The organism is Stenotrophomonas sp. NPDC077421, from assembly GCF_049545505.1.
In the GTDB taxonomy this organism is placed as follows: Bacteria; Pseudomonadota; Gammaproteobacteria; order Xanthomonadales; family Xanthomonadaceae; genus Stenotrophomonas; species Stenotrophomonas nematodicola.
Genome location: NZ_JBMWDP010000029.1, coordinates 13,278 through 33,967, shown reverse-complemented (window position 1 = coordinate 33,967; position 20,690 = coordinate 13,278). Strand labels below are relative to the sequence as shown.

Here is a 20,690-nt window from a genome sequence, read left to right as displayed (position 1 = left end):
GACACGCGCGATGCCGCGCGCTCAGGCGGCCTTCGGCAACCGCGCTGTGGCGGCCAGCTCCACCAGCATGTTTCCCTGGTGGTCCAGCAACCGCAGGCTGCCGTCGGGGTCCTCGACCAGCGCGGTCAGACTTTCCACCCAGTCGCCATCGTTGGCGTACACCAGCCCGTCGCGCTCGACCAGCGCGGCGCGGTGGATGTGTCCGCAGACGATGCCATCCAGCCCGCGCCGGCGCACGTCATCCAACCCGGCCTGCACGAAGCGTTCGATGTAGCGCTCGGCGGCGCCGCTGCGCTTCTTGAGAAAGTCCGACAGCGACCAGTAGCGTCGTCCCAACCGCCGCCGGACGGCATTGAGCAGATGGTTGCCGGTGAGGATGCGGTAGTAGAGCCAGTCGCCAAACCGTTCCTGCAGACCGCCGAAGTGGGTGATGCCATCGTAATCGTCGCCGTGGACCACCAGCAGCCGGCGCCCGTCGGCGGTGACGTGGATCACCCGCCGGCGGACCTGCATGGCCGGCAGCATCAGCCCGCACGCACGGCGCAGCGACGCGTCGTGGTTGCCCGGAATGTAGATGATCTCCGTGCCGGCACCGCGCAGCGCGTGCAGGGCCTGGATCACGTCGCTGTGGGCGGGCCGCCAGCTCGCCCGCCGGTGCGCCATCCACCACAGGTCGATGATGTCGCCCACCAGGTACAGCCGCTCGCAGCGCAGCTCGGCCAGGAACCGCGCCAGCTCGGTGGCGTGGCAATGGCGCGAGCCCAGGTGCACGTCGGAGAGAAATACCGCGCGCCGGTGGGGGGGCAGGCGCGTCAGTGCCTTCATGCCGGCAGCCCTGCCTGGCGCAGGTAGCGTTTGCGCTTGTGCGGGCGGATCGCGTGCAGATCCACTTCGATCAGGCCGTCGATCGAATCGCTGAAGTCCGGATCGACGCCGAAGGCCAGGAAGCGCGCGCCGCCGGGTTCGGCCAGCTCGGTGTACTGGCGGTAGAGGGTTGGCACGCCGGTGCCGAGCGCAGCCAGATTGGCCTTGAGCACGTCGAACGCGGCCGTCGCATCCAGGTCACCAAAGCACGGCGGCGCGGCGAAGTACTGGAACGGCCGGTGGGAGGCCACCAGCCCCGCCTCGCCACCGAAGTAGCGCTGGTAGTACGCCACCAGCTGCTCGCGGGCGTCCTGCGGCAGCGCGGCGCTGATCGAGACCGCGCCGAACAGGTAGCGGATGCCGGGCCGGCGCTGCAGATACGCGCCGATGCCCTGCCACAGGTAGTCCAGGCTGCGGCTGCCCCAGTAGTCGGGCACCACGAAGCTGCGGCCCAGTTCGAGTCCTTCGGCGATGCGGGGGATGGCGTCGTCGGAGTAGCGGAACAGCGACGCGCTGTAGAGCCCGGCCAGGCCGCGCTGCGCGAGGGCCTGGGCGCCGCGCATGATCCGGTAGGCCCCGGCGATGCGCTGCGCGGCACCGTCCCAGATCACGATGTGCTGGTAGTCCAGGTCGAAGGCATCCAGGTCGCTGCTGCGGCCGGTGCCTTCGCCGACCCGGCGGAACGTCAGCTCGCGCAGTCGTCCCAGCTCCAGCAGCAGCGCGCACCCGGTGCTGCAGCGGGCCAGCAGGATCTGCTTGCCATCGGCGGTCTGCCCGAGCACCTCGGCCGCGGCGATCGCGGCGGCCACCCGCGAGGGCGCGACCGGTGCGGCGAGCGGCTCGGGGCCGGCACCACCGGCCGGCGTGGCCTCAGCCTGCCGCCCCAGCGCGTACAACGCACGTCGCACCGCCAGCAGTTCGCTGCGGGTGTCGCCCTGCCCCAGCTGCATGGGCGTGCCGATGCGCAGGCGCAGCGGCCGGCCGCGATGGGCGAACATCTCCCGCGCCAGCAGCAGCGTTGCAGCCGGTTTGAACACGGTGGACACGCCATAGAACAGGGCCGAATTGCGCGCGTCCACCCGGATCGGCAGCACCGGGGCCGCCGCGTCCCGTGCCAAGCGCACGAAGCCGCGCTGCCAGCGGCCATCGCGGATCCCGCGCAACGACAGCCGCGACACTTCCCCGGCCGGAAACACGATCACGCACTGGCCCGCCGCCAGGGCCTGCCCCACCGCCTGCACGCTCGGTCGCTTCGCCGTGCCGCCAAGGATGCGGACCGGCAGCAGCAGGTCCTGCAGGGGCTCGATGGCAGCCAGCAGATCGTTGGCCACGATCCGTACGTCGTGCCGGATGCGCCCGACCGCGTCCAGCAGGGCCAGCGCGTCCAGCGCACCGGAGGGGTGGTTGGCCACGATCAGCAGCGGGCCGGTGGTGGGAATCCGCGCAAGCTCGACGTCCTCGACCCGATAGCGGCCGCCCAGGAAGTCCAGGCCGGCACTGACGAAGCCGAAACCGCGCAGGCCGGCGCTGCGCTGCAGGAACGCCTCGATCCGGTCCAGCTGCGACCAGCGCCCCACGCTGCGCAGCAGCGGCCTGGCCAGACGGGCCCGAGGGCCGTGGAACCACTGCGGATACCGCTCCTGGAGGCGCTGCTCGAACTGCTGCATGGCGTGCTCACTCATGCCCGGCGGCCGGATTGGCCGAGAGCGTGGCCCGCAACGAAGGCAGCGTGATGGCGGTTTGGCGGCAGATCGATGACGGCCGGCCCGTGCAGGGCCGTGGATTTGTCACGCTGGTGGAACACTGGGCGGTGACGCTGGGCCCCAATGGCGTCACAGCGGGCCCTGCGACGGGCACACCGGCTTAACCTCGGGCAACTCCGGCTGGCGCACAATGCATCAGCGCGACTTGCCGTGTATCATTCGCGCCCATCTTTCCATCCGAATCAAAGGATATTACGCCTGATGTCCAGCTACCTGTTCACCTCCGAATCGGTCTCCGAAGGCCATCCGGACAAGATTGCCGACCAGATCTCCGATGCGGTGCTGGACGCGATCCTGACCCAGGACAAGCGCGCCCGCGTGGCGTGCGAGACGATGGTCAAGACCGGCGTGGCGATCGTGGCCGGTGAAATCACCACCAGCGCCTGGATCGATCTGGAAGCCCTGACCCGCAAGGTGATCCTGGACATCGGCTACGACAGCTCCGACGTGGGCTTCGACGGCGCCACCTGTGGCGTGCTGAACCTGATCGGCAAGCAGTCCCCGCACATCGCGCAGGGCGTGGATCGCAAGAAGCCCGAAGAAATGGGCGCCGGCGACCAGGGCCTGATGTTCGGCTATGCCACCAACGAAACCGACAGCTACATGCCGGCCGCGATCCACCTGTCGCACCGTCTGGTCGAGCAGCAGGCCAAGGTCCGCAAGAAGAAGAACTCGCCGCTGTCCTGGCTGCGTCCGGACGCCAAGAGCCAGGTCACCCTGCGCTATGAAAACGGCGTGGTTTCGGCCATCGACGCGGTTGTCCTGTCGACCCAGCACGCCCCGGGCGTCAAGCAGAAGGACCTGATCGAGGCCGTCCGCGAAGAGATCATCAAGCCGGTGCTGCCGGCCAAGTGGCTGCACAAGGGCACCAAGTTCCACATCAACCCGACCGGCAAGTTCGAGATCGGCGGCCCGGTGGGCGACTGCGGCCTGACCGGCCGCAAGATCATCGTCGACACCTACGGCGGCTGGGCCCGTCACGGTGGTGGCGCCTTCTCGGGCAAGGATCCGTCCAAGGTTGACCGTTCGGCCGCCTACGCTGCCCGCTACGTCGCCAAGAACGTCGTGGCTGCCGGCCTGGCCGACCGTTGCGAAGTGCAGGTCTCCTACGCCATCGGCGTGGCCGAGCCGACCTCGATCTCGGTCACCACCTTCGGCACCGGCAAGATCAGCGACGACAAGATCGAGAAGCTGATCCGCAAGCACTTCGATCTGCGCCCGTACGGCATCATCAAGATGCTGGACCTGATCCACCCGATGTACCAGCAGACCGCCGCCTACGGCCACTTCGGCCGCAAGCCGAAGGAATTCAGCTACACCGACGGTGCCGGTGAGCTGGTCAACGCGACCGCCTTCTCCTGGGAGAAGACCGATCGCGCCGCCGCCCTGCGCGCGGATGCGAAGCTGAAGTAAGAAATGGGCCGCCAACGCGGCCCACTTCCTGCGGGTGGAGCCGACCGTTGGTCGGCTGCCCCTCAAACGACGGGCCGCGAAAGCGGCCCATCGTCGTTTCAGGCGTCCGATCGCCGGCTACAATCGGCCAATGACCACCGAATTCAAATCCAACCAGCTGTCGATGACCGTGCTGATGTCCCCGGAGATGGCCAACTTCTCCGGCAAGGTCCACGGTGGCGCGGTGCTGCGCCTGCTCGACCAGGTCGCCTACGCCTGCGCCAGCCGCTATGCCGGCCGCTACGTGGTGACCCTGTCGGTGGACCAGGTGATGTTCCGCCAGCCGATCGCGGTGGGCGAGCTGGTCACCTTCCTGGCCTCGGTGAACTACACGGGCACCTCCTCGATGGAGATCGGGGTGAAAGTGGTGGCCGAAGACATCCTCAAGCGCAGCGTGCGCCACGCCAACAGCTGCTTCTTCACGATGGTGGCGGTGGACGACGAGGGCAGACCGACCCCGGTGCCGCCGCTGCAGCTGGAAACCAGCGACGAGCGCCGTCGCCATGCGGCCGCGCTGATCCGCCGCCAGCTGCGCGAGGAAATGGAACAGCGCCATCTGGAACTGCTGGCGTCCAACCCGCCCAGCCATTCGTAGCCTCCGGCGCTGCTTTCGCCTACCCGGTGTTCTGCACGCCCTGCGACACGCCGTTGACGCACGCCACCAGCGCGCGCAGCACATCGTCGTCTTCACCGCCGCTGTCGCGCCAGCGACGCAGCAGGTCCACCTGCAGCACGCTGATGGGATCAACGTAGGGGTTGCGCAGGCGGATCGACAGCGCCAGGCGCTGGTCGTGCTGCAGCAGTTCGTCCTGTCCGGTCAGCGCCAGGATCAGCGACCCGGTCAGCGCCAGCTCGCGCTGGATCTGCGGGAAGAACACCCCGTGCAGCGGGCCGGACAACCGCGAGAACTGCTCGGCGATGGTGATGTCGCCCTTGGACAGCACCATCGCGATGTCGTCCAGGAAGGTACTGAAGAACGGCCAGTCACGCGCCATCTCCTGCAGCGTGGCCTCGTGCCCGGCATCGATCGCCGCCTGCAGGCCACTGCCCACGCCATACCACCCCGGAATCACCGCCCGCGCCTGGCTCCAGGCGAAGACCCACGGAATCGCACGCAGGTTGGACAGCGCCGCGTCCTCGCCCAGCCGCCGCGACGGGCGCGAGCCCAGCGTCATCCGTTCGATCACATCGATCGGCGTGGCCTGGCGGAAGTACTGCATGAAATTCTTCTGGCCAACGAAGGCGCGGTAGGCCTCGGCACTCCTGGCCGCCACCAGGTCCATCACCGGCCGCCACTGCGCCTCGCGCGGTTCCGGCGCACGCGGACGCAGGCTGGACCGCAGCACCGCCCCGGTGGACTGCTCCAGCGAACGCAGCGCCAGCGCGCGGATGCCGTACTTGCGATGGATCACTTCGCCCTGCTCGGTCACGCGCAGGCGGCCGTCGATGCTGCCGCGCGGCGAGGCGTCTACCGCGTGGGTGGTCTTGCCGCCGCCGCGGCTGATCGACCCGCCGCGACCGTGGAAGAAGGTCAGCCGGATGCCGCTGTCGGCCGCCACCTCCAGCAGCTCCACCTGCGCACGCTGCAGCCCCCAGCGCGAGGCGGCGATGCCGCCGTCCTTGCCGCTGTCGGAGTAGCCCAGCATCACCATCTGCACATCGCCGCGGGCGGTCAGGTGCGCGCGGTACACCGGGTCGGCCAGCAGGTCCCGCAGGGTATCGGTGCCGCGCTTGAGATCATCGACCGTTTCAAACAACGGCGCGATGTCGAGCGGTACCGCCCCGGCGTCATCCACCAGACCGCCGCGCCGCGCCAGCGCCAGTACCGCCAACACATCGCTGCGGTCGTGCGCCATCGAGATGATGTAGCTGCCCAGCGCATCGGTACCGTGCCGATGGCGTGCGTCGGCCAACGCGGCGAACACCGCGTCCAGGCGTGCGCCGCCGTCGTCGGTACTGGCCGGCAGCGCCTGCTCACCGCTGGCGAACGGTGCCAGCCGCGCCGCACGGGCTACCGCGTCGGCGGCGTCCCAGGCCTCCTGCCCATCCAGCACGCTGGCCAGCGCGCGGCCATGCACGCTCGATTCCTGGCGCACATCCAGCCGCGCCAGATGGAAGCCGAAGGTGCGCACCCGCCACAGCAGGCGGCGCACCGCGAAGCCGCCGGCATGGTCGCCCTTGTTCGCGTGCAGGCTGTCCAGGATCAGCGTGAGGTCGTCTTCCAGCGCCTGCGGTGAGGCATACGCACCTGTGGCGTCATCGAGGGTGGCCTGCACGCGGGCGCGCATGCGGTCATTGAGCAGGCGATAGGGCATGTCGGCATGACGCGGACGCGAGGTGACCTGCGGCAGCAGCTCCCGGTAGTGCGCCACCCGTGCCTGCAGCGCATCGCTGACCGCCACCCGTTCGGTGGACTGGCTGAGCAGGCTGGCCAACTGCAGCAGGTCTTTCTGATAGCGCCCCAGCACCGCCTGGCGCTGCGCATCGAGCGTGGCGCGGATGGTGCCGGCATCCACGTTCGGGTTGCCGTCCATGTCGCCGCCCACCCAGGTGCCGAAACGCAGCAGGCGGGGCAGCGGCAGGTCCTCGCCGTAGGTATCGAGCAACGCCTGCTGCAGCGATTCGTACAGCACCGGGATGACCCGGTACAGCACCTGCACCAGATAGAACCCGACATGCTCGCGCTCGTCCTCCACGGTCGGGCGTACCGGCGAGGAATCGGTGGTCTGCCACGAGGCGGTCAGCGCCATGCGGAAGCGTGCGGCATCGGCGGCGGCTTCGCCCGGCGTGCGTTGGCCATCCAGGTTGTCGACCAGGCTGGCGACCATCAGCTGCTCTTTTTCCAGCAGCGCGCGGCGAACCGCTTCGGTGGGATGCGCGGTGAACACCGGCTCGATGTCGATGCGTGGCAGCCAGTCCGCCAGCTCGGCCAGGGTCACGCCCTGCGCCTTGAGTTTCTGCAGCGCGTCCTGCAGGCCATCCGGCTGCGGCGCGGCGGTGCCGGCGCGCTGGTAATCGCGACGGCGGCGGATGCGGTGCACGCGCTCGGCGATGTTGACCACCTGGAAGTAGGTGCTGAACGCCCGGACCATCGCTTCGGCGCGCTCTGGCGGCAGGCCGGTCAGTGCATCGTTGAGGTCGGACAGGGGGGCGTCGCTCTCGCGCCGGGCGATGGCGCGCGTGCGCACCTGTTCCACGTCCTCGTAGAACTGCGTGGAGACCTGCTCGGCGAGCAGGTCGCCGACCAGTGCGCCAAGCCGGCGTACGTCATCGCGCAGGGGAATATCGGGAGTGGCAAATACGATGCTGCTGCGGTACTCGTTCATCTGCGACGCACTGGCCTCGGGAACGGAATCCGATCCAGCCTACCGCAGAACAATGGTTTCATCTGGTAGTGCCGGCCAGCGGCCGGCACCTCCCGTGATCCTGTGTTTCATTCACCGGCCGGTACGTTGCCCTCGGGCTCCATACCGGCCGGCGGCCGTTGCCCGTGGCGTCAGCGCGTCTTCTTGATCGGCTTGCCCGGCCCGATGGTCTTTTCCAGCCAACGCTCGCTCTCGGCCAGCATGGTCATGATCGATTCGCGCGCGCGGTAGGCATGCGATTCGTTCGGCAGCATCACCAGCCGTGCGTCGCCGCCCAGGCCCTTCACTGCGGCGAACATGCGCTCGCTCTGGATCGGGAACGTGCCGGAGTTGTTGTCGTCCACGCCGTGGATGAAGAGGATCGGGTCCTTGATCCTGTCGGCGTAGTTGAACGGCGACATCTTCTGGTAGACGTCCTGCGCCTGCCAGTAGTTGCGCTCCTCGGCCTGGAAACCGAACGGGGTCAGCGTGCGGTTGTAGGCGCCACTGCGGGCGATGCCGGCCTTGAACAGGCGCGTGTGCGCGAGCAGGTTGGCGGTCATGAACGCGCCGTAGGAATGGCCGCCGATGGCGATGTGATCGCGATCGGTCACGCCACGGCGCACCACTTCATCCACCGCTGCTTCGGCGTTGGCGATCAGCTGCGGCAGGTAGGTGTCGTTGGGTTCCTTGTCACCTTCGCCGATGATCGGCATCGACGGGCTGACCAGCACCGCATAGCCCTTGGCCAGGAACGCCTGCGGGCCCCAGTAGCTGATCGCGTTGAAGCGATACGGCGAATCGGTGACCTGGCTGGCAGCCGCGGCGGTTTTGAACTCGCCCGGGTAGGCCCACATCAGCAAGGGCAGCGGGCCGTCCTTCTTCGCGTTGTAGCCCGGCGGCAGCATCAGCGTCGCGGTAAGGTCCACGCCATCGTTGCGCTTGTAGCGGATCTGCTCCTTGCTCACCCCACGCAGCTGCGGCAGCGGGTGCTGGAAGCGGGTCAACGCGCGCGGCGCGGCGCTGGCATCGGACAGCGACTGCACGTAGAAGTTGGACGGCTCGTCAGGCGATTCGCGGGTCAGCAGCAGCGAGGTGCCTTCCTGGTCGAGCAGCGCCTGCGGCAACGCATAGGACGGCGCCTGTGAGTGGAACAGACGGGTGGTCTGCCGGCTCTCCAGGTCCAGACGATCAACGAACGGACGGTCGCCTTCCGGCGATGCGCCCTGCCCGATCAGGAAGATGCTGCGGCCATCGGCACTGACCTGCAGGCGCGCGCGCCCGTTGACGTCGCGCACCATCGCCGGGCGACCCGGGTCGTTGTAGCGGTCCTGCGAAGACCGGGCCGACAGCAGTTCCGGCGCCTTGTCCGGCTGGTCCGGCGCGATCCGCCACTGCTTCACCTCGCGGCTCTTCCACCACGATTCATTGAGCAGCGCCAGATCACCACGGCCCCACTGGATGCCGGCATAGCGGCTGCCCAGCTGCGCCACGGTGACCGGCGGCCTGTCGAACGGCGCGGCCTGCATCAGCACCGCGTCGCGCACCTTGGCCTCGCGAGCCGGATCGCCGCCGTCCTGGGCCTCGGCCCAGACCAGGGTGGCCGGTGCGTCGGCGCGCCAGCTGATGCTGCGCACACCGGTCGGCACGGCGTCGTTGCCGGTCGGCAGGCCTTCCACCAGCGGCAGGGTGCTGACGGTGTGCTGCAGCGAGCCGTCCTGCGCGGACAGCACTTCGATGCGGCGGGCGAAATCGTCGGCCGGCACCAGATAGGAGTACGGGCGCAGCACGCGCTCGGCGAGCAGGTGACGCCCATCCGGCGACACGCTCACATCCAGGTACACCCCGGCGGTGGACAGCGGTGCGGCCTCGCCGTTGAGGGCCACGCGTGCCGGCTGCGCGCTGGCGTAGTAATCGAACAGGCGCGCATCGGCCTCATTCTTCAGCAGGTCCTGGTAGGTACGGATCGAGCGCACGCCCGAATCCGCATCGGTCTGCTGGATCGCCGGGCCGGTCGGGATGCCGCCGGCGGCCGGTGCGGCGCCCTGGCCCTTGAGCTGCTGCATCACCAGCAGGCCGCGGCTGTCGGGCAGCCAGCTGTAACCATCGCCCATCACCGTGTTGAGATCGGCAAGCAGGCGTCGCGCCGACCCCGCCGCGACATCCACGATCCACAGTTCATTGGCACCGGTGGGGGCGTGCACCTGGTTGAACGCCAGGTACTTCTGGTCCGGCGACCACGCCAGCGTGGCGATCGACAACGGCTGCGGCAGGCCGCTGATCTGGCGCTCCCTGCCATCGGCCACGTTCAGCAGCCACAGCTTGTCGCCGAAGCTGAAGCGGCTGGACGAATGCGTGGCCGGGTTGATGCGCAGGCCGGCCAGCTTCAGTTCGGGCTGGGCGACAACGCTGATCGAGGGCAGCGGCGGGGTCTGCAGCATGGCCGCGATGTCGCGGCGCGGCGACAGGCTCAGGGTCGGCGCACGCGGTGCGTCCACCACGGCCTGCAGGGCGGCCGACGGCAGCTCGTAGCCCTGCTCGCCCTTGGCGGCCGCCACCTGCTGGGTGTGGGTCTGGGCAGCGGGCGCGGCCAGACCCAACGGGGCCACCGCAAGCAGTGCCATGCCCACGATCAGGCTGCCCCAGCGCGCGCGGCGCTGGCGATCATTGCGTGTCATCTTCGATCCCTATGTTGGTGCAAACCTTGGACCTTAACAGCCGCGCGCCGATCGCCCCCCTGCCGATGGTTGGGGGCCGGGACCGATTCATGCCGACCGCCCCTGCCGCGATATAATGGGCGACCCTCCACCGAGGGGCGCTGCGACCGTTCCGGACCCTGTCCGGCCGGCCAGGCTCGGTGGCCAGGATTGGTTCCAACGGCGCCCGGCGAATGCGAGTCCCCTCGGACCCGCAACTACCGGAGCTTACGAATGAACGCTGTTGCCAAGACCTTCTCGACCGAAGGCGACTACAAGGTCGCCGATATCTCGCTGGCCGATTGGGGCCGCAAGGAACTGGATATCGCCGAGCACGAAATGCCCGGCCTGATGTCGATCCGCCGCAAGCACGCCGCCACCCTGCCGCTGAAGGGCGTGCGCGTGACCGGCTCGCTGCACATGACCATCCAGACCGCCGTGCTGATCGAAACGCTGAAGGACATCGGCGCCGACGTGCGCTGGGCCTCGTGCAACATCTTCTCCACCCAGGACCATGCCGCCGCGGCGATCGCCAAGTCCGGCACGCCGGTGTTCGCCTGGAAGGGCGAGTCGCTGGAAGAGTACTGGGACTGCACCCTGGACGCGCTGACCTTCACCCTGCCCGACGGCACCCTGACCGGCCCGGAGCTGGTGGTGGACGACGGCGGCGACGTCACCCTGCTGATCCACAAGGGGTATGAACTCGAGAACGGCAGCACCTGGGTCGACGAGAAGGCCGCCTCGCACGAAGAACAGGTCATCAAGAACCTGCTCAAGCGCGTGGCCAAGGAGCGCCCGGGTTACTGGGGCCGTGTGGTCAAGGACTGGAAGGGCGTCTCCGAAGAGACCACCACCGGCGTGCACCGCCTGTACCAGCTGGCCCCGGCCGGCACCCTGCTGATCCCGGCGATCAACGACAACGACTCGGTCACCAAGAGCAAGTTCGACAATCTGTACGGCTGCCGCGAGTCGCTGGCCGACGGGCTCAAGCGCGCGATGGACGTGATGCTGGCCGGCAAGGTCGCCGTGGTGTGCGGCTACGGCGACGTGGGCAAGGGCTGTGCCGCCTCGCTGCGCGCCTACGGCGCCCGCGTGGTGGTCACCGAGATCGATCCGATCTGCGCCCTGCAGGCCGCGATGGAAGGCTTCGAGGTCAACACCATCGAATCCACCCTGGGCCGTGCCGATCTGTACGTCACCACGACCGGCAACAAGGACATCATCCGCATCGAGCACCTGAGCGCGATGAAGGACCAGGCCATCGTCTGCAACATCGGCCACTTCGACAACGAGATCCAGGTCGACGCGCTGGTCAGCTACCCGGGCGTGCAGCAGATCAACATCAAGCCGCAGGTGGACAAGTACGTGTTCCCCAACGGCAACGCGATCTTCCTGCTGGCTGAGGGCCGCCTGGTGAACCTGGGCTGCGCCACCGGCCACCCGAGCTTTGTGATGTCCAACTCGTTCGCCAACCAGACCCTCGCCCAGATCGACCTGTGGGCGAACAAGGACCGCTACGAGAAGAAGGTGTACCTGCTGCCCAAGCACCTGGACGAAGAAGTGGCCCGCCTGCACCTGGAGAAGATCGGCGTGAAGCTGACCACCCTCACCCAGGAACAGGCCGACTACATCGGCGTGCCGGTGGAAGGTCCGTTCAAGCCGGATCATTACCGCTACTGATCGGCCTGCCGGTCCAGTTGCATTGAAACGAAACGGGCGCCGCAAGGTGCCCGTTTTTTTTGTCTCGCCTTCCCCGATAGCCTCGGTCAAGCCAACACCCCCGCAGCACCGCTACGATGCACGTGCACCCGGCTCCAAGGAACTGCCATGACCCCGGCCATCAACCTGCTCAAGAAGCTTGGCATCGCCCACCGCGTGCTGTCCTACACGCATGACCCCACGGCCGACTCCTACGGTGGCGAAGCGGTACAGCAGCTCGGGCTGGACCCCGCCCAGGTGTTCAAGACCCTGCTCGCCAGTACCGACACACACGAACTGCTGGTGGCGATCGTGCCTGTCAGCGGCACGCTCGATCTGAAGGCGCTGGCCGAGGCAGCCGGTTGCCGCAAGTGCGGGATGGCCAAGGTCGACGAGGCGCAGCGCGCCACTGGCTATCTGGTGGGCGGGATCAGCCCGCTGGGGCAGAAGAAGCGGCTGCGCAGCTTCGTGGACGCCAGCGCGGCGGCGCTGCCCACCGTGCACGTCAGCGCCGGACGCCGTGGTCTGGAAGTGGCCCTGGCCCCGGCCGACCTGCTGCAGCTCACCCACGGCGCGTATGCACCGATCGGCAGATCGGCATGATCGGACGCCTGTTCGAGCGCCTGATGGGGGCGTCCCTGCCGACGCTGCAGGAGGGTCGCCCAGGCACTGCCCTGCTGCAGGCGCTGGGCAGTGGCGATTACGGCCGGTTGCGCACGGCGGCCGCCACCGTCGCCCTCACCCGCGATGCGGGCGTGCTGGACGACCTGGTTGCACAGTTGCCCTACGTGGAGTCCGCCCGGGCGCGCTACACCACAGACCCCAGGTGGATCCGCGAACACTACGAACTGGACTTCGTGCTGCGCAAGCTGCGCCACTGGCGTGACGGCAGTGGATGCCTGTGCCAGCTGTATCCGCACTGGATGCATTATCAGCCCGGCCGCGAAGTCGCCAGCGGCCACGTGCTGCCCCTCGCCACCGGCGTGGCCGACGGCGGCTGGGGCGATACGCTGGACGCCACCTGCACTGTATGCGGGCGGGGATGGCGCTGCACCGACCGCGAGTACCACGCGCCGTGGTGGGAATGGACCCCACGTCCACCTGCGTAGGCGGGCGCTACTCCAGGTTGTAGCTCACGGTACCGGGCATCACGCTCATGCCCGGCGCCGCGAGACCGGGCCGGGTCGGTTCGAACCGCCAGGGCGCCGTCTGCGCCACCGCCGCCTCATCGAGAACCTCATGGCCGCTGGACGTCGCCAGCACGGCCGCCCTCACCCGTCCGGTGCCATCGACAAGTGTTCTGAGCACGGTCCGGCCCTGCAGTCCATCGCGCTGCGCCTGCGCCGGATAGCGGAAGGACATGTTGTGCAGCCGGCCCCAGAACCGCTCTCCCGTCGGCAACAGCGGCTTGCCGGCAGGCAGTGCGCAGCGCGCCGGCAGCGTCGCCTCTGCTGCCAGCCCGACCTGCGGGTCCGGCTTCAGCGTCACTGCGCCCTTGCAGGCGATCTGTGCGATCGCCTCGAGCATGCGTTGCTGGCGTTCCAGGGCGGATGCCGTGTCCGCCTCGATGCGGATGACACACTGCCCGGCCTGCGGCTGCGCGACCAGGCGGTTCACCTGGGCGTCCTGGATGGGCGCCAGGTCCGTCAATCCGCCGCACGGGCCATTGCGGTTGACGCCGGCTGCCTGCACCGGCACGCACATCGCCACGGCCATTGCTCCCAGCGCGATCGCGCCCGTCATCCGTGCCTGCATTGTCTGCGCTCCCTGTCTGTGCCTGTCGCCATGATAGCCAGCCCGGCGACAGGCACTGCTTCACACCCGGCAGCTCATGGACGCCAGTTGGCATTGCAGTCCCAGAATGCCACCGCGCGTGCATAGGCCTCCCGGTCCAGCGGCACGCCCGAGCCGCCCTCTTCCACCCCCAGCGCATTGCGCATCATGGTGATCGGCGCCATCGGCACCTCCTCCGGCTCGGCGGTGTAGATGCAGCCGACGATGCCCCAGTCCGCGTCGATGGGCGATCCTTCCCTGGCCAGTTGCGCGGCGCTGTACAGGATCACCACCAGGTAGTTGGCGCGGGGCGATTCCACGCCCTCGAACCAGCGCACCAGCACCGGCAGTTCGTCGCGGTTGCGTGCCTCGTAGGCGCTGTGCAGCTGGTGGCGGTTGGCGTCGGTGATCGGCACCGTGAGACAGCGCGTACTGGTCCAGTTCTCGTACACATGCAGCTTGCAGAACGGCGCATAGCCGTCCAGCACCTTCAGTGGCGCATGCGCGTTGAGGTGCGCCTGGAACTGCTCGGCGCTGCAGTCCTGGATGGTGTTGGCCCGCGGCACGCGCGGGAACAGGCGGGGTCGGGCGAATTCGGTGAGGACGATGGACATGGTGTGTTCGGCGGAGAAACTGCGCTTAGGTTAGCGCGACGTCCTCCCCTACAGTGCCATCCGCTCACGCAGTTCGCGCGCCTGCCGGCGCGATACCTCGACCTGGCTGCCGTCGTCGAGCACCAGATCGTAGCCATCGCCGATGCTGGGCTCCACCGCGCGGATGCGCCTCAGGTTGACCAGCGTAGTGCGATTGGCGCGGAAGAACAGCGCCGGGTCCATGCGTGCTTCCAGCGTGGTGAGGCTGCGCGCCAGCACGGCGTTCTGGTCGCGGAACCAGAGGCGCGCGTAGTTGCCGTCCACCACGATCCGGCGGATCTCGCCCAGGGCCACGAACCAGCAGCGCTCGCCGTCGCGCAGGAAGACCTGGTCGTCCACACCCAGCCGATCGCGGGGTGCGGCGGCCGCTGCATCGACACGCGCCAGCCGTGCCTGCGCCCGCGCCACGGCGGACTGCAGCCGCGTCGCGTCGACCGGTTTGACCAGGTAGTCCAGCGCATCACGCTCGAACGCCCGCACCGCGTAGTGGTCGTACGCGGTGACGAACACCACCAGAGGAAGGGCCTCGATGCCCTCCAGGACATCGAACCCGCTGCCGGTCGGCATCTGCACGTCCAGCAGCACCAGGTCCGGATGCAGCCGGGCGATCGCCTCGCGCGCGGCGGGTACGTCGTCCGCGTCGCCCACCCACTGCACGCCCTCGATCCCGGCCAGCAGCGTGCGCAGTTCCAGCCGCGCCAGCCGCGCATCGTCCACCACCAGCACCCGCAACGGCGCGGTCACTGCCGTACCTCCAGCTGCGCCAGCATGGCATCGCCCTCGCGCAGCAGCTGCAACCGCCCCTGTGCCGATGTTGCCTGGCCATCGCCAATGCCCAGCTGCGCACGCAGGTAGGCCAGGCCAACACCATGTCCTTCACCGGGCGGAGCGGTACCCACCGGGTTGCGTACCTGCAGGTGCAGCTGTCCAGCGACCAGGCGCGCGGCAATCTGCAGATCTCCACCGCCACAGGTCACCGCGATGCCGTGCTTGATCGCGTTTTCCACCAGCAGTTGCAGCGCCATCGGCGGCAGGCGCGCGGCCAGCGCCGCGGTCTCGATATCGACCCGCACGCGCAGACGCGCTTCGTAATGGATTGCCTCCACCGCCAGATAGTCCTGGACCACCCGCCATTCCTCCGCCAACGCGACCCACCCAGCGTCGGTGTGGGTCAGTGCGTGGCGCAAGGTGCCCGACAGGTGGGTCACCATGTCGCGCGCGCGCACCGGATCTTCATGGATCAATGCACGCAGGTTGTTGAGTGCATTGAAGACGAAATGGGGATTGAGCCGGGCGCGCAGTGCCTGGTGCTCCAGCGTGACCCGCTGGGCATCTGCCCGCAGCTGCGCCATTTCGCTGTCGCGGGCGCGCAGCAGGGCACGACGACCGGCCCACAGCGCGCACCACGCCGCGAGCATCACCGCGCTGTTGAGCCAGTAGCCGAACAGCGCGAACGGCCGGTAATCGGCCCGCTGACCGGGCAGGCGTACCCAGTCCAGCTGCAGTGCAGGCAACAGCAGCAGGGCAGTGCCCACCTGGACCAGCGTGCTGCCGATCACCACTGCCAGCAGCAGGCGCCAGCCCAGGGCCAGCGCGTCGTGCTGCAGCCAGCCGACGCGCAGCGCATGGAACCGGATCGCCGCGCTGACGAGGAACAGCCCCACGCCCACACTGGCCGAGATCAGCAGCATGCCCGACCACTGGCCGACATAGCCGATGCCGAGCATCGTGCTGACGGCCAGATAGGTCAGCCATACCGCCGCATTGCGCCACCAGAACGCGTTGTCGCCTGTTGCCTGCATGCCGGTCGAGCTCTCCGCGTGGGCGATCAGTGGCGTGCAGGCAGGTCGAGGAAGCGACGCACCTGTGCCTGCAGCCAGCGCGGATCATCCCACATCAGGAAGTGGTAGCCGTCGGCGCTCATCTCGATGCGCGCCGACGGCAGACGTGCGTACTGCCCGGCGAAGGTTGCACGGGTGGACGCGAGCGTGGCGCCGTACGGCTGGTAGGCCGCCCACGCACCGAGCACCAGCACCGGCGCGGTGATCGCGGCGATCGGCTCGCGCAGGTCGGTCATGCTCATTGAGTACATCGCATTGGCGGTGGTGGCCCGGTCGCTGTCGCGCCCCCACTGCTGCAGCGTGGCCAGGTGCTCGGGTGAGCGGGTCATGCTGGCCAGGAAGCGGTCGGTGCTGGCGCGGTACGCGGCGTCCTCGACCGCCATCAGGGTGCTGCGTTCCTGGGCGGCGGCGGCTCTGCGCAGCGCCGGGGTCGCGGGCGGATCGCGGACGGCGTCGAGATAGGGCAAGGCATCGACGATCACCAATGGCCCGACCCGGTCCGGCGCCTCGATCGCCATCTGCAGGGCCACCACACCGCCCAGGCTGTGGCCGATCACCGCCGGATGCTCCAGCCGCTGTGCGGCGGCATAAGCCAGCAGCCGGTCGCGCATCGCCATGAGAAAGTCATCGCTGGCCACCGGCGGCGCTCCGGCAAAACCGGGCAGCTGCACCAGATGGCACTGCACCTGCGGCTGCAGTGCGGCGCAGGTATCGCGCCACACCTCGGCCCCACTGTTGAGGCCGGGGATCATCAGCACCGGGCGGCCGCTGCCGATCACCTCGACCTGCAGATCCTGGAAGCGCGCGGGCGCTGCGTGGACCGGGGGGGCCAGGACGGCCCACGCCGTCAGCGCGAGCGCGATCCACGGAGCGAGGGAGCGGAGGGGGCGGTGGCGTTCGGTCGACATGGCAGGCTCCTGCTGGGTGAGTACACAGCGTGGCGCGGGTCGACGCGGGCGGGGGCGGTGAGATGAGCAGCGGCCGCAGACGGCGGGTGAGCGGTCGCGGGGGACCGATGACGCGGCACGGCTCAATCGTCCGGCGCACCCAGGATTGCCTGCAATGCGCCTGCGAGCGACGGATGCTGGAAGGTGAAGCCCTCGGCCAGCGCGTGCGCGGGCTGTACGTTCTGGCCGGTCAGCAGCAGCCCGGCCCGTTCGCCGAAGGCCAGCCGCAGGGCGAACGCCGGGGTGGTCAGCCGCGCGGGACGCTGCAGGACCTCGCCCAGCGTGGTGGCGAAGGTGCGGTTGGTGACCGTGCCCGGCGCGGTGCCGTTGTAGGCCCCCCGTGCCCGCCCGTTGGCGAGCAGCCACAGGATCATGCCGACCAGGTCCTCACGATGGATCCAGCTCATCCACTGCCGGCCATCGCCCATCGGGCCACCGAGCCCCATCCGGAACGGCGGCAGCATTTTCTGCAGCGCCCCGCCCTCGCGTTCGAGCACGATGCCGGTCCGCAGCACGCAGGTGCGCACTCCCAGGGCCTCGGCCTTCAACGCTTCGGCTTCCCACTGGCGACACAGCATCGCCGCGAAGTCGTGGCCCGGCGACGCGGTTTCGTCCAGCGGCGTACTGTCGCGCGGGCCGTACCAGCCGATCGCCGACCCCGACACCAGTACCTGCGGCCGCTCCGGCAGCGCCGCCATCCAGGCCAGCAATGCCTGTGTGGTGCCGATCCGGGAGTCATGCAGCGCCTGCTTGCGCGCCTCGCTCCAGCGTCCGTCCATCAGCGGCTCACCGGCAAGGTTGACCACCGCCTGGACCGGGCCGACCTCGGCCAGCGTGCCGACGCTGTGGATGCCCGGCTGCGGGGTGCGGCCGGGCCGGCGGGTCAGCACGATGGGCGTGTGACCGTCGGCCAGCAGCCGCGTGCACAGGCGGCGGCCGATGAAGCCGGTGCCACCGGTAATGAGAATCTGCATGGCGGGTACTCCTGGACAGTGCCGCCACTGTAAGCCGGACCCTGTGCAAGGCGCATGGCGTTCACTTCACTTTCATCGCGATGAAGAGATATGATTGCATCACCCCCGTCGCCGCGCCCGCCCATGACTGCCATCAGCTTCGAGTTCTACCCGCCCAAGACCGACGAGCAGCGCGCCCAGCTCGACCGTACCGCGAGCAGGCTGAAGGCATTCGCGCCCGAGTACGTCTCGTGTACGTTCGGCGCCGGCGGCTCGACCCTCAGCTATACCTCCGAGACGGTGCGCCACCTCAACCAGCACCACGGCTTCGAGGCGGCCCCGCACCTGTCCTGCGTCGGCGGCAGCCGCGAGGAGATCCGCGAACTGCTCAAGCTGTACCGTGCCATCGGATGCCGCCGCATCGTCGCACTGCGCGGTGATCTGCCGTCGGGCATGGGCCACCCCGGTGACCTGCGCTATGCCGCCGAGCTGATCAGCTTCATCCGCGCCGAGCATGGCGACGCGTTCCGCATCGAGGTCGGCGCCTACCCCGAAACGCACCCGCAGGCCAACGACGCGCTGCTGGACCTGAAGCACTTCAAGGCCAAGATCGATGCCGGCGCCGATGCGGCGATCACCCAGTACTTCTTCAATGCCGATGCCTACTTCCACTTCGTGGACGCGGTACGCAGGCTGGGGGTGAGCGTGCCGATCGTGCCGGGCATCATGCCGATCTCCAATTTCAGCCAGCTGCGCCGGTTCTCCGAACAGTGCGGCGCGGAAATCCCACGCTGGATCGGCAAGCGCATGCAGGCTTACGGCGATGACGCCGAGTCGGTGCGCGCCTTCGGTGCCGAGGTGGTCGCCAGCCTGTGCGAACGGCTGGTGGCCGGCGGCGCGCCGGGCCTGCACTTCTACACCCTCAATCTGGCCAAGCCCACCACCCAGGTGCTGAAACTGCTGCGCGGCTGAGCGACGGCGCTCAATCGCTTGCAGATAACGGCGCGGCCGCTACGCTGCAGCGATGCGAACGACCGTGCTCCTGCTGCTTGCGTGCCTGCCCTGCCTCCCCACGCCGGCCGGGGCACAGGCGTCGCGCGTGAACCGCTGCACCACCGCGCAGGGCGAGACCGTGTTCACCGACCGCAGCTGCGATGCGCTGGGTGCCACCACACGAATGCCGGCGCGCGTGCCGCAGGTCGGCAACACCGGCATGTTCCGCGCCGGCTGCGCGCGGCGGCTGAGCGAACTGACCGGGCAGATCCGCGATGCGGTGAGCACCCGCGACGTCAACCGGCTGTCCTCGATCTACCTGTGGAACAACGTGTCCGACGCCACCGCCAACCACATCATCGGACGGCTGGAGACGGTGGTGCAGCGCCCGTTGATCGATATCGCGCCGGTGTACTCCGATGCGGTGGACGTAGCGCCGGCCAGCCTCACGGTTCCCGGCAGCACCGACCCGCTGCCCGCGCCGGTCGCGCGCCCGCGCCCGATCGGCCTGCGCCTGGAGCAGACCCTGGCCAACTCGGTCACGCCGGCCCGCACGGTGTTCGGGCTACGGCGTCAGTACGGCTGTTTCTGGATCACACTGTAGGCCACAGGCTGCGGATGGCGGCGATGCCCTGGGCGCCGTGGCGACGCGACTCGGCGATATCGGCCGGGGCCAGGCCGCCGAGCGCGTACAGCGGCAGCGAGACCTGCGCCCGCAAGGCCTCGAAGGCCTCCCATCCCAATGGTGTCGCGCCAGGGTGGCTGGGGGTGGCCTGCACCGGCCCCAGCACCGCGAAGTCGCAGCCGAGCCGCTGTGCGGCCTGCAGCTGCGTCAGGTCGTGGCAGGAGGCTCCCACCAGCTGCCCGGCCGGCAGCGGGCGGGCGTCCAGCTGCAGGAGCTGCTCGCTGCCCAGGTGCACGCCCACCCCCAGCCGCCCGGCCAACGCGATGTCGCGGTTGAGCAGCCACTGCGCCCGGTTGCCGTGGGCCCGGATCGCCGCCTCGGCCAGCGCGGCCCGGGCGGGGCTGTCGGGGGTGCGCAGATGCACGCGGCGCACGCCGGCATCCAACGCTGCACCCAGCCGCTGCAGCCAGTGCGGATGGTCGTGCTCGCCAGCGGGTTCCGGGGTGACCAGATAGCGGTCGGGATGGCGCAGGGCGGCCACCACAGGCAGGTCGGCCGGGGGCATCGAGTACCGCGACAGCTTGTCCGGGGTCACCCAGGTGATGGCCTGGCCTTCACGGCCGCGCGGGGAGCCCTTCCAACTGCGGATGTGCCGCACTTCCAGCCGCAGATGCTTGTCCGGATAGACCTGCGGGACATCCATCAGCCACGCGCCGACCTCGGCCTCGATGCCCAGCTCTTCGCGGAGCTCGCGGACCAGCGCCTGCTCGGAGGTCTCGCCCGGCTCGCGCTTGCCGCCAGGGAACTCCCACAGGCCGGCCATATCGCTGTTCTCGGTACGGCGGTTGAGCAGGATGCGGCCACGGACGTCGGTGATGACGCCGGCCACGACATGGATCGATCGTTTGGGGGAAGGCATACAGGCAGGATGCCCAATCCCGGCCGGCTGGCGCAATGGCTGCCGACCGCATGGATGGCCAGGGCTGGTGGCGCACGGTCAGAGGCGCGCGAGGCGGTCATCCCGGCAGGCGTGGGACGCCAACGCGTCCACAGGGCGCCACTGGCCTGGACACGTTGGGGGAAAACCG

At 69.0% G+C, this 20,690-nt stretch carries 18 protein-coding genes and 1 riboswitch; of the genes, 7 read left to right on the top strand and 11 right to left on the bottom strand.

Annotated elements, in window-relative coordinates; genetic code table 11:
- Positions 1 to 21: 21 nt before the first annotated feature.
- Positions 22 to 825, bottom strand: a complete 804-nt coding sequence (locus ACPEH1_RS14980) for a UDP-2,3-diacylglucosamine diphosphatase (protein ID WP_136003698.1) — start codon at positions 823 to 825, stop codon at positions 22 to 24.
- On the bottom strand, positions 822 to 2,531 hold the full coding sequence (locus ACPEH1_RS14975) for a lysophospholipid acyltransferase family protein (RefSeq protein WP_423716004.1): 1,710 nt from the start codon (positions 2,529 to 2,531) through the stop codon (positions 822 to 824). The genes ACPEH1_RS14980 and ACPEH1_RS14975 overlap by 4 nt, the downstream gene beginning before the upstream one ends.
- 297 nt (positions 2,532 to 2,828) lie before the next feature.
- On the opposite strand from ACPEH1_RS14975, the gene metK reads away from it, so the two are divergent.
- Together metK and ACPEH1_RS14965 are read left to right on the top strand one after the other, a co-directional pair.
- Positions 2,829 to 4,040 carry a methionine adenosyltransferase gene (gene metK, locus ACPEH1_RS14970; protein WP_017355270.1) on the top strand — a complete coding sequence of 404 codons (1,212 nt, stop codon included), beginning with the start codon at positions 2,829 to 2,831 and terminating at the stop codon, positions 4,038 to 4,040.
- Between the two features lie 130 nt (positions 4,041 to 4,170).
- Positions 4,171 to 4,674, top strand: a complete 504-nt coding sequence (locus ACPEH1_RS14965) for an acyl-CoA thioesterase (protein WP_017355271.1) — start codon at positions 4,171 to 4,173, stop codon at positions 4,672 to 4,674.
- Positions 4,675 to 4,693: 19 nt separating this feature from the next.
- Here the strand turns inward: ACPEH1_RS14965 and ppc are convergent, their stop codons facing one another.
- A complete protein-coding gene (ppc, locus tag ACPEH1_RS14960) occupies positions 4,694 to 7,405 on the bottom strand; it encodes a phosphoenolpyruvate carboxylase (protein ID WP_423716000.1) in 2,712 nt (903 codons plus the stop codon).
- A 170-nt stretch (positions 7,406 to 7,575) separates the two neighbouring features.
- Positions 7,576 to 10,101: a prolyl oligopeptidase family serine peptidase gene (locus ACPEH1_RS14955; protein WP_423715999.1), complete on the bottom strand. Its 2,526-nt coding sequence runs from the start codon at positions 10,099 to 10,101 to the stop codon at positions 7,576 to 7,578.
- A 126-nt stretch (positions 10,102 to 10,227) separates the two neighbouring features.
- Positions 10,228 to 10,315, top strand: a riboswitch (S-adenosyl-L-homocysteine riboswitch).
- A 38-nt stretch (positions 10,316 to 10,353) separates the two neighbouring features.
- Between ACPEH1_RS14955 and ahcY the strand changes: the two genes are divergently transcribed.
- The 3 genes from ahcY (at position 10,354) to ACPEH1_RS14940 (ending at position 12,926) form a co-directional block, all read left to right on the top strand.
- Positions 10,354 to 11,799 carry an adenosylhomocysteinase gene (gene ahcY, locus ACPEH1_RS14950; RefSeq protein ID WP_423715998.1) on the top strand — a complete coding sequence of 482 codons (1,446 nt, stop codon included), beginning with the start codon at positions 10,354 to 10,356 and terminating at the stop codon, positions 11,797 to 11,799.
- A 147-nt stretch (positions 11,800 to 11,946) separates the two neighbouring features.
- The gene (gene ybaK, locus ACPEH1_RS14945) at positions 11,947 to 12,420 is read left to right on the top strand and encodes a Cys-tRNA(Pro) deacylase (RefSeq protein ID WP_017355276.1); all 474 of its coding nucleotides are present in this window, start codon (positions 11,947 to 11,949) and stop codon (positions 12,418 to 12,420) included.
- Entirely contained in the window at positions 12,417 to 12,926 is a 510-nt protein-coding gene (locus ACPEH1_RS14940; RefSeq protein ID WP_287251444.1) for a hypothetical protein, read from the top strand. Before ybaK ends, ACPEH1_RS14940 begins: the two co-directional genes overlap by 4 nt.
- Positions 12,927 to 12,933: 7 nt before the next feature.
- Here ACPEH1_RS14940 and ACPEH1_RS14935 read toward each other — a convergent pair whose 3' ends face one another.
- From ACPEH1_RS14935 to ACPEH1_RS14910, 6 genes are all read right to left on the bottom strand, one after another.
- Positions 12,934 to 13,560 (bottom strand): energy transducer TonB, encoded by a 627-nt coding sequence (locus ACPEH1_RS14935; protein WP_423715997.1) that lies wholly within the window; start codon positions 13,558 to 13,560, stop codon positions 12,934 to 12,936.
- Between the two features lie 86 nt (positions 13,561 to 13,646).
- Complete coding sequence (locus ACPEH1_RS14930) at positions 13,647 to 14,204, bottom strand: DUF3228 family protein (protein ID WP_017355279.1); 558 nt, start codon at positions 14,202 to 14,204, stop codon at positions 13,647 to 13,649.
- A 48-nt stretch (positions 14,205 to 14,252) separates the two neighbouring features.
- Complete coding sequence (locus ACPEH1_RS14925; protein ID WP_017355280.1) at positions 14,253 to 14,987, bottom strand: LytR/AlgR family response regulator transcription factor; 735 nt, start codon at positions 14,985 to 14,987, stop codon at positions 14,253 to 14,255.
- Complete coding sequence (locus ACPEH1_RS14920) at positions 14,984 to 16,045, bottom strand: sensor histidine kinase (protein WP_423715996.1); 1,062 nt, start codon at positions 16,043 to 16,045, stop codon at positions 14,984 to 14,986. Before ACPEH1_RS14920 ends, ACPEH1_RS14925 begins: the two co-directional genes overlap by 4 nt.
- A 26-nt stretch (positions 16,046 to 16,071) precedes the next feature.
- Positions 16,072 to 16,992 carry an alpha/beta fold hydrolase gene (locus tag ACPEH1_RS14915; RefSeq protein WP_423715995.1) on the bottom strand — a complete coding sequence of 307 codons (921 nt, stop codon included), beginning with the start codon at positions 16,990 to 16,992 and terminating at the stop codon, positions 16,072 to 16,074.
- Between the two features lie 122 nt (positions 16,993 to 17,114).
- Positions 17,115 to 18,005: a TIGR01777 family oxidoreductase gene (locus ACPEH1_RS14910; RefSeq protein ID WP_423715994.1), complete on the bottom strand. Its 891-nt coding sequence runs from the start codon at positions 18,003 to 18,005 to the stop codon at positions 17,115 to 17,117.
- Positions 18,006 to 18,128: 123 nt separating this feature from the next.
- Here ACPEH1_RS14910 and metF point away from each other — a divergent pair, with 123 nt between their 5' ends.
- Both metF and ACPEH1_RS14900 read left to right on the top strand, forming a co-directional pair.
- Positions 18,129 to 18,956: a methylenetetrahydrofolate reductase [NAD(P)H] gene (gene metF, locus ACPEH1_RS14905; RefSeq protein ID WP_017355284.1), complete on the top strand. Its 828-nt coding sequence runs from the start codon at positions 18,129 to 18,131 to the stop codon at positions 18,954 to 18,956.
- A gap of 52 nt (positions 18,957 to 19,008) precedes the next feature.
- On the top strand, positions 19,009 to 19,581 hold the full coding sequence (locus ACPEH1_RS14900; RefSeq protein ID WP_423715993.1) for a hypothetical protein: 573 nt from the start codon (positions 19,009 to 19,011) through the stop codon (positions 19,579 to 19,581).
- Here ACPEH1_RS14900 and ACPEH1_RS14895 read toward each other — a convergent pair.
- Entirely contained in the window at positions 19,571 to 20,521 is a 951-nt protein-coding gene (locus ACPEH1_RS14895) for a Nudix family hydrolase (protein WP_153164899.1), read from the bottom strand. The two genes, ACPEH1_RS14900 and ACPEH1_RS14895, sit on opposite strands and share 11 nt — an antisense overlap.
- Positions 20,522 to 20,690: the final 169 nt, after the last annotated feature.